The organism is Niveibacterium sp. 24ML, from assembly GCF_026586805.1.
Classification (GTDB): Bacteria; Pseudomonadota; Gammaproteobacteria; order Burkholderiales; family Rhodocyclaceae; genus Niveibacterium.
The window spans coordinates 336,709-343,848 of record NZ_JAPFHA010000001.1 but is presented as its reverse complement, the minus strand read 5'-3'; the positions used below and the strand labels follow the sequence as shown (position 1 = coordinate 343,848).

Annotated in this window: 8 protein-coding genes; 3 read left to right on the top strand and 5 right to left on the bottom strand. The window is 61.8% G+C overall.

The genetic code is table 11. From position 1 onward, the window contains the following. Window positions 1-205: 205 nt before the first annotated feature. Together OPU71_RS01585 and OPU71_RS01580 are read left to right on the top strand one after the other, a co-directional pair. On the top strand, window positions 206-466 hold the full coding sequence (locus OPU71_RS01585) for a hypothetical protein (RefSeq protein WP_267724304.1): 261 nt from the start codon (window positions 206-208) through the stop codon (window positions 464-466). A gap of 69 nt (window positions 467-535) precedes the next feature. After that, complete coding sequence (locus OPU71_RS01580) at window positions 536-2,635, top strand: hypothetical protein (protein ID WP_267724302.1); 2,100 nt, start codon at window positions 536-538, stop codon at window positions 2,633-2,635. Between the two features lie 174 nt (window positions 2,636-2,809). On the opposite strand, the gene OPU71_RS01575 is transcribed toward OPU71_RS01580, so the two are convergent. The 4 genes from OPU71_RS01575 to OPU71_RS01560 form a co-directional block, all read right to left on the bottom strand. Then, window positions 2,810-3,535, bottom strand: a complete 726-nt coding sequence (locus tag OPU71_RS01575; RefSeq protein WP_267724301.1) for a GNAT family N-acetyltransferase — start codon at window positions 3,533-3,535, stop codon at window positions 2,810-2,812. 53 nt (window positions 3,536-3,588) lie between these two features. Continuing rightward, entirely contained in the window at window positions 3,589-3,885 is a 297-nt protein-coding gene (locus OPU71_RS01570; protein ID WP_267724300.1) for a hypothetical protein, read from the bottom strand. Window positions 3,886-4,166: 281 nt separating this feature from the next. After that, window positions 4,167-5,024, bottom strand: coding sequence for an amino acid ABC transporter substrate-binding protein (locus OPU71_RS01565; RefSeq protein ID WP_267724299.1), 858 nt, complete (start codon window positions 5,022-5,024; stop codon window positions 4,167-4,169). Between the two features lie 66 nt (window positions 5,025-5,090). Next, window positions 5,091-5,495: a YybH family protein gene (locus OPU71_RS01560; protein WP_267724298.1), complete on the bottom strand. Its 405-nt coding sequence runs from the start codon at window positions 5,493-5,495 to the stop codon at window positions 5,091-5,093. 161 nt (window positions 5,496-5,656) lie between these two features. On the opposite strand from OPU71_RS01560, the gene OPU71_RS01555 reads away from it, so the two are divergent. Next, entirely contained in the window at window positions 5,657-6,112 is a 456-nt protein-coding gene (locus OPU71_RS01555) for a YaiI/YqxD family protein (protein WP_267724296.1), read from the top strand. Between the two features lie 11 nt (window positions 6,113-6,123). On the opposite strand, the gene OPU71_RS01550 is transcribed toward OPU71_RS01555, so the two are convergent. Continuing rightward, a complete protein-coding gene (locus OPU71_RS01550; RefSeq protein WP_267724294.1) occupies window positions 6,124-6,858 on the bottom strand; it encodes a metallophosphoesterase family protein in 735 nt (244 codons plus the stop codon). Between the last annotated feature and the right edge of the window lie 282 nt (window positions 6,859-7,140).

Here is a 7,140-nt window from a genome sequence, read left to right as displayed (position 1 = left end):
CGACTCGACCGAGAAGTAATGGAACATCGAGGATTGGGGATCGACTTCGCCGCGCATCGTTGCTCTGCCTGGGGTGGTACGCTTATCCCTACGACAACTGCATCCCCGAATCGTTCACGGGGTTTTGCATCACCCTGTTAGTGACCCGCACTACAGGGCTAAAGGGCTGCGCCCATCGAAAACGGGCGGATTGTCGGTGAGGGCAATGGCCAGTGCGGCCCAACTTGATCAGACATCCCTATCTGCTTTGAATGGATTCGCAGCGCTTCTGGCATTACTGAAAATGCTGGATCTGGAGCTTCTGCCGGGAATTGAGTTGGCATCGTCGTCTCTGGCAGTTGACGATGTCCTGCACTGCGTTTTTCGCGGGTTTATGGGGAAGATCAAATCGACGCGGGAGTCGCCAGCGAGCAGTGAATTGCTGTGTGACAAAAGTCTCGAATGGTTTGCTCTTTTGCCGTCTTGAGGGAGGTGGTGGCCTAGAACGAAGCAGGGCGCCCTATGACAAACAATCGTTTGAATAGGGGAGCAACTCATGAAAAAGACATTCGCGCGGACGCTATTGGCGTCATCAATTTCCATGGCACTCGCTGCCTGTGGCGGCGGGTCGGACTCTGACAGTGTGGCTCCGACGCCACCGCCGGTGCAGGTTTGCTCGAACTGCTCACCCGGCACCCTTACGGGCACCGTCGCTTCGGGCGCGATGATTCAGTCGGCCGAGGTGACGATACTTGATGCCAAGGGCGCCAAGTCAAAAGCGATTGCAGATGCCAACGGGGTTTACAAGCTCGACGTTGCCGGAATGACAGCACCGTTCCTGATTCAAGTGTTTGGAACGGTCGGCGGTGAAACCATCTTCCTGCACTCGATCGCCACCGCTGATGACATTGGCAAGAACGCGGTCAATGTCACGCCGCTCACGGAGATGATGGCAGCGACGATCTTGGGGGGGCGCCCAGAATCGCTACTTGAAGCGGGCGCCATGGATCTTTCCAAGATCAGTGCTGCGACCGTCGCGGCCGCGGAAACGGCACTCGAGGCACGCTTGGAGGCGGTTTTCAAGAGTGTAGGCATTGACACCGTTGACCTGCGTACGACCGAGTTCAAACCCGATCATACGGGATTAGACAAAGCACTCGATGGGCTCAAGGTGACGCCTTCGGGGACTGGCTATCTGGTGGCTCTCGTCAACGGCGCAAGCACGATTTCTGTGGAACCGGGCAGCTCTGACGCGACGAAACTGGCGGCTGTGCCAGCCGCTTCGATGGATGCACTCGTATCGGATCTTGCGGGTATACAGGCCATGCTCAACGCGTTGGCGGCGCAGTTTACCGACGGAATCCCTGCTTCCAGTGCGATCGAACCCTATCTGGCTCCCAACTTCTACCATGACGGACTGAACCGGGATGAGTTCATTGAGTCTGAATTGCGCGCGGTTGGTGATCTCAACTGGGGGGCGTTCAGCTATCAGGGGGTTCGTTTTGATGCCTTGCGTGTCGAGCGCGTGATCGATGCTGACACCATGGAGATCTCATATCGCAGCCTCTTCCGCACTGGCTTCCAGCCGGGCGGCGAACGTCTGGTCGTTCAGCGTACTGGCGGAAAGTGGATGCTCGTTGGCAATGGGTTGGCCGCCCGCGTCGGGGTCTACCTGAGTTCGCGGTTGAAAGAGAAACCGCTCACGCTTGCTGATTTCATGGCGCTGTCCGGCGCGAAGAAGGTCGGTGAAAACTACATGCGCACAGTGAAAAACGGGAACGGCGCGGATATCGATCTCTGGATTGGCCCTGCGATCGATGGCACTGTGACGTTTGGGTGGTACGAGGGAGTGGAGACGGACATCCAGAGATTCCTGCACGGCCGGTACACCCAATACTTCGCTCAACCCGACGCCCGGGTGTCCAGCTATTTGATTCTCTGGGTGCCGCTCAATCGAACTAATGCTGCGATCCAGAAGATAACGGTTACGGGGCCTGGGTTACCCAATGTTGGTCTCACCCTGATCAGGCCGCCAGCCGAAATGCCTCGTTCCAATTGGGTGTTCATGAACGACGCTGCGGGCGCGTGGAATGCGTTCAACACCGACCGCTGTGTAGACATGCCCAGCATCCCCGAGTGCCGCATGAATTGGGCAGAGGTTGATCGGGGCTCTGAGTACATGTTCAAGCTCTACGACGCAAGCAATCAACTCATCGCCACGCAGACCGCAAAGCTGAGAGCGAAGCCAGTGTTGGAAGATGAGGCGTATGCACGCCGCGCGGAACTATTCCCACAGTTGCAAGTTGATGATGCGCACGAGTTCTCGATTGCCAATATCTACAACGACTCAACAGGGCCGTTCGCGGTAGGCAAGAAGGTAACGTTGAACTGGACTGCGCCGACGACGCCCGGCTATCGGATCAGTCAGTTGAACCTCTGGGTCAATGAAAGAGACACGAATCCGGTTGTCCAGAGTCATGAGACATCCGAGCATCGCAATCTCTATAACGTGGATCCTGGTGTTGCGCTTCCAGTCTCTCAAACGATGGACCTCAAGCATCTGAGCCCGCCGATATGGGTATGGGCTTCCGTGACGGGCATCGATGCGTTCGGTAACGTTTGGGATCATGAGTTGAGTCCCAACAACCCGCGTTGATGAGTAGCGTCTCGCTCCGCCCGCTACGCAGTCCGATCCTGCGTAGCGGCAGGCAACGCGGACAAAGATCAATCCCCCGCCGCAACGCTGGGGTGCGCGTCGGCTCAGTAAGTACTCAGCTGAGTTGGTCGAACGCGCAGGCGGAAAGATCGTGTAGCGCTCGCGCGAGTCAACCTAGCGCATCGCAGTCAGCAACCCATTGGTAAGCACCGACAGCGCAACCCGCTGCCGGCCATCCGCATCAAAGTTCTCCGGCCCGAGCCATTGTTCGAACACGGCTTTCAGCGCGGGCCATTCGCTGTCGATCACCGAGTACCAGGTGGTGTCGCGGTTGCGGCCGCGGTCGACGCGGGCCTGGCGGAAACAGCCTTCGTAGGAGAAGCCCAGGCGCTGGGCGGCGCGGCGTGAGGGGGCGTTGAGGGCATTGCACTTCCACTCGTAGCGGCGGTAACCGAGCGTGAAGGCGTGTTGCATCATCAGGAACATGGCTTCGGTGGCGGCGGGTTTGCCTTGCAGCCGTGGCGAGAAGTGCAGATGGCCGACTTCGATGGAGCCGGCGGCGGGGTCGATGCGCAAGTAGCTGCACACGCCGACGGCCAGGCCGCTGGCGGCGTCCACGATGGCGTAGAAGCAGGGATCTTGCCCTGCGGCCATGGTGGAGAGCCAGTCGCGGTACTCGGCGAATGTCGCGAAGGGGCCGTAGGGCAGGTAGGTCCAGCTGCGGCCGTCGGAGTCCTGCGCGTTGGCGGCGAAGAGTGCTTCGGCGTGGCGCGCGGGTTCGATCGGTTCGACGCGGCAGAAGCGGCCGGTGAGGGTGACGCCACCCGGCCGTGGCGGTGGCGTCCAGCCGGACACTTCGTCGCCGACCGGTTGGCCGAATTCATTGGTGGAGGGTGCCATCGTGCGCTGACCGTAGGACTGGGCCCTGCAGTGTAAGCCGATTGGCGAGGCGCCTAAATCAGGCCGAGTTCGCGCAGCAGGCGTTTGTTGTTTTGCGCGAAGGCAGACTCGGGCAGGCCCAGTTCGTAGACGGTGCCGCTCTTGGTTTTGACGCGGCGGGTTTCGGCGTCGATGTCGATCACCGCGCTGGTTCGCCCGGCCCGTGTGCAGATGCTGGTGCCGATGATGCCGGTGGTGGCAGAGGGGCCGGCGTTCAGATCAATCCACCATTCGTTGAGGCGAAGCTTCGGTGGCGTGTTGCGGATTGATTTGAGATCGGGCGTGTTGTTGAAGCGCGCGTTTGCGTACATGGTGGGTTGGAGTTTGCCGGTTCGGGATGGTGCATGCCAATGGCGTAGCGCGAGCGCTGTCGACGCGTGCGGACGCATCTGCGCAAATTTAGTGCGATGTGGCGAAACCGGCTGCGAAGTGCTTCACGGTCGTCCCGGAGGGATTGTGAAAGATGGTCACGACGGCTTGGGGTTACATCGACAGCGGATCGGCGTGCAGGAGTATGAAAGCCTGCGTTGTGCCGCGCCGGCCTGGTTTGCGAAAGCGGCGCCGTTCGACCCGGCGCCGCTGCGGCTGCGCGTTACTCTGGAATGCTGCCGAGCACGAACATGGCTTCAAGCATCAGGCCCGGCTTGCCCATGCCGCCGAACCAGCGGCCGAATACGTCCACGATTGCGCCACTGCGATAGATGCGCGCGAGCGCGGTGTTGACCGCCAGACGCAGCTTGTCGTCGCCGAGAGGCAGAACGATGGCGTAGGGTTCCATCGACAGCGTATCGGCAAGCATGGTGATCGACTTGGGCGACTTTGCTTTCGGCGACATGCCCATCAGCAACACCCGGTCGCCGATAAAGGCGTCCAGCTCGCCGGCTTCAAACTGCGCAAAGCCTTCGTCCCGGCTCTTCACCGGCACGACAACCGCGTTGATGGCCGACTTCTTCAGCGCATCGTTCAGCGCTTTTTCGTTGGTGGTGCCAGGCAGTACGCCAAGTTTCTTGCCGCCCAGATCCGTGAGCTTGCTGATGCCGGCGTCGGCCTTTACCAGCAGGCCGGTGCCATCGACGAAGGTGTAGGAAGAGAAGTCCACCTGCTTCATGCGGGCGAGCGTCACCGTGGTGGAGCCGCACTCCATGTCCGCCTGGCCTTTTGCCACCGCATCCATGCGCGTCTGAAGCGTAACTGGCACCCACTTGATCTGGATGCCTTCGATCCCCAACTGTTCGCCGATCGAAGCCACGACACGGCGGCACAGATCGATGCTGTAGCCATTTGGCTGCTTGGAGTCATCGAGGAATGAGAAGGGCAGTGCGTCAGCGCGGTAGGCGATCGAAACCGACTTGGTGGCCTTGATGCGGGTCAGTGCGTCCTTGGCGGGCGCAGCGCTGGCCATCGCGGGAAGCGCCAGCATCAGCAGGCCGGTGAGCAGGGAACGGATCATTTGACTTGCCTTGAGGTGGTTGAGGTCCCTCATCCTAACAGGCGCGGCATGACCGGCATGAGTCTTTCAGGCTGCCGGGTAGGGCGAGAATTGATCGGCCACCACCCACCAGCGGCCTGCTTCGCGGATCAGGAAGAACAGATCGCGCCCGCCGGTGTCGATGGTCTGGCCGCCCATGTCGAAAGACATGTCGTAGTAGTAGCTCACCACGGCTGCGTCGCCGAACAGTTCAACCACCGGATCGCTGACATCAAAACGATGGATCTGCGCGGACTCGCGGAAGCCCTTCCACCCCGCGATGCAGGATTCCGCACCAATGCGCCGCAGGCGGTCGACCGGCGTGATGGCAAGCATCCTGGGGTGAAAGTAGTCGGCCAACTCGTCGGGGTTGCCGAAGGTCCAGGCGGCGTTGAGCGCCGCGACGGTATCCCAGACCTGTTGCTGTGAGGGATCGGGAAACAGGTGTGGCATCGGGCCTCCGCAGGGTACTCATGCGCCGTGATTGGCCGGGTGCGCAGAACAGCCGGCCGGGCAGTCATTGCCAGCGGGGCATTCTACAAGCCGGAATGATCGGCCTGCTGACGCGGCGGGCTTGTCGTATTCTGTGTGGCCCCCGAAGCCGAGCTTTCGCCATGCAGATATGGGTTGATGCCGACGCGTGCCCGCGCGTGATCCGCGAGATCCTGTTTCGCGCCGCCACCCGCACCGGCATCCCGGTGACCTTGATCGCCAACCAGATGATTGCGGTGCCGCCATCGCCGCACATCCGCTCGGTGCAGGTGCCCAAGGGCTTTGATGTGGCGGATGACGAGATCGCGCGGCGGGTTTCCCCTGGCGATCTGGTCATTACCGCCGACATCCCGCTCGCTTCGCAGGTGATTGAACGCGGTGGCGCGGTGCTTGACCCGCGTGGCGAACGCCTGACGAAAGAAAACATCCGCGAGCGACTGTCGATGCGCGACTTCATGCAGGGGCTGCGCGACTCCGGCGTCGAGACCGGCGGGCCGGCGGGCTTTTCGGCGGCAGATACGCGGGCTTTCGGCGCGGCGCTGGATCGCGTGCTCGCGCAGCGGCCGCGTCAGGCGTAGGCGCCTGCCATTCAAAGTGCGCGGCCGGTGCGCAGCGCGTGCGCCCATTCGGGGCGGCCGCCGGCGTCGGCCAGTCTGGCCATGGGTTCGAAGTCGTAGCGCACCGTATGCAGCGAGGCCTGCCAGACGCTGCCGTGCTTCTGGGCGATCGCGTAGCAGGCGTCCGGGCTCGTGGTTTCAACGTAAAACGGGTACGGCAGCGTCGCACGAAAGGCCTGCAGGCCCACGCTGCCGGGGTTAAGCACGCATTGCGTGGCATGCTGGCGCAGCCGTGGAACATGTGAATGCCCACAGGCGATCAGCGCCTCGGCGCGCCCTGTCAGCCGTGCGCGAAGTTCGTCATCGTTTGCGATTCGCGCGCCGGCCGGGGTCACGGTTTCGCACAGGGCTTCCACATCGCTCTGCGGCGTGCCGTGGCAGAGGAACACGTCGCCGCCCAGTTGCAGCGTTGCCGGCTGCGCGCGCAGCCAGGCGAGTTCGGCTTCGCCGAGCACACGGCTGGCGCTGGCATCGGATTCGCACTGGCTTGCGATCGGCTCGGTGAGGATCTGCCGTTCGTGATTACCGGCCAGCGTTGGCCAATTGGCGGCCATCAGGTAGTGCGCCGTTTCACGTGGCATCAGGGGGCCAGAGAGGCTGTCGCCAAGGTTGACGATGATGTCCGCACCGCGGCGGCGGATGTCGGCCACCACCGCTTCAAGTGCGGGCAGATTGCCGTGGATGTCGGAAACAATGGCGATGCGCATGGCTTTTCAAGGGGAACCGCGCCTTGCGGCGAATGCGCAGCATAGCCAAGTGCAGGGGGTGTTGAAACGCGTGTGCGCGCCTTGGGCCACATTTGTTCATGAGGCGTGTCAAATGCCCGCGAAGTGTTTTCCAGGCGGCCTCGCATGCGTATGCGCTACGGCTAAACTGCGGGCCACACAGACCACGTTGCGCCACGAAGCGCGGCGGGTGGTGTGAGGCACGCGCCGCGCTTGCGCGGCCTGATTGATCTGCGCGTAGGAGCATCGACCGCGACTCGAGAT

Excerpts from the sequence above, each read along its gene's own strand:
- OPU71_RS01585 (WP_267724304.1), top strand. The coding sequence starts at position 206 with ATGGCCAGTGCGGCCCAACTTGATCAGACATCCCTATCTGCTTTGAAT.
- OPU71_RS01580 (WP_267724302.1), top strand. The coding sequence starts at position 536 with ATGAAAAAGACATTCGCGCGGACGCTATTGGCGTCATCAATTTCCATG.
- OPU71_RS01575 (WP_267724301.1), bottom strand. The coding sequence starts at position 3,535 with ATGGCACCCTCCACCAATGAATTCGGCCAACCGGTCGGCGACGAAGTG.
- OPU71_RS01570 (WP_267724300.1), bottom strand. The coding sequence starts at position 3,885 with ATGTACGCAAACGCGCGCTTCAACAACACGCCCGATCTCAAATCAATC.
- OPU71_RS01565 (WP_267724299.1), bottom strand. The coding sequence starts at position 5,024 with ATGATCCGTTCCCTGCTCACCGGCCTGCTGATGCTGGCGCTTCCCGCG.
- OPU71_RS01560 (WP_267724298.1), bottom strand. The coding sequence starts at position 5,495 with ATGCCACACCTGTTTCCCGATCCCTCACAGCAACAGGTCTGGGATACC.
- OPU71_RS01555 (WP_267724296.1), top strand. The coding sequence starts at position 5,657 with ATGCAGATATGGGTTGATGCCGACGCGTGCCCGCGCGTGATCCGCGAG.
- OPU71_RS01550 (WP_267724294.1), bottom strand. The coding sequence starts at position 6,858 with ATGCGCATCGCCATTGTTTCCGACATCCACGGCAATCTGCCCGCACTT.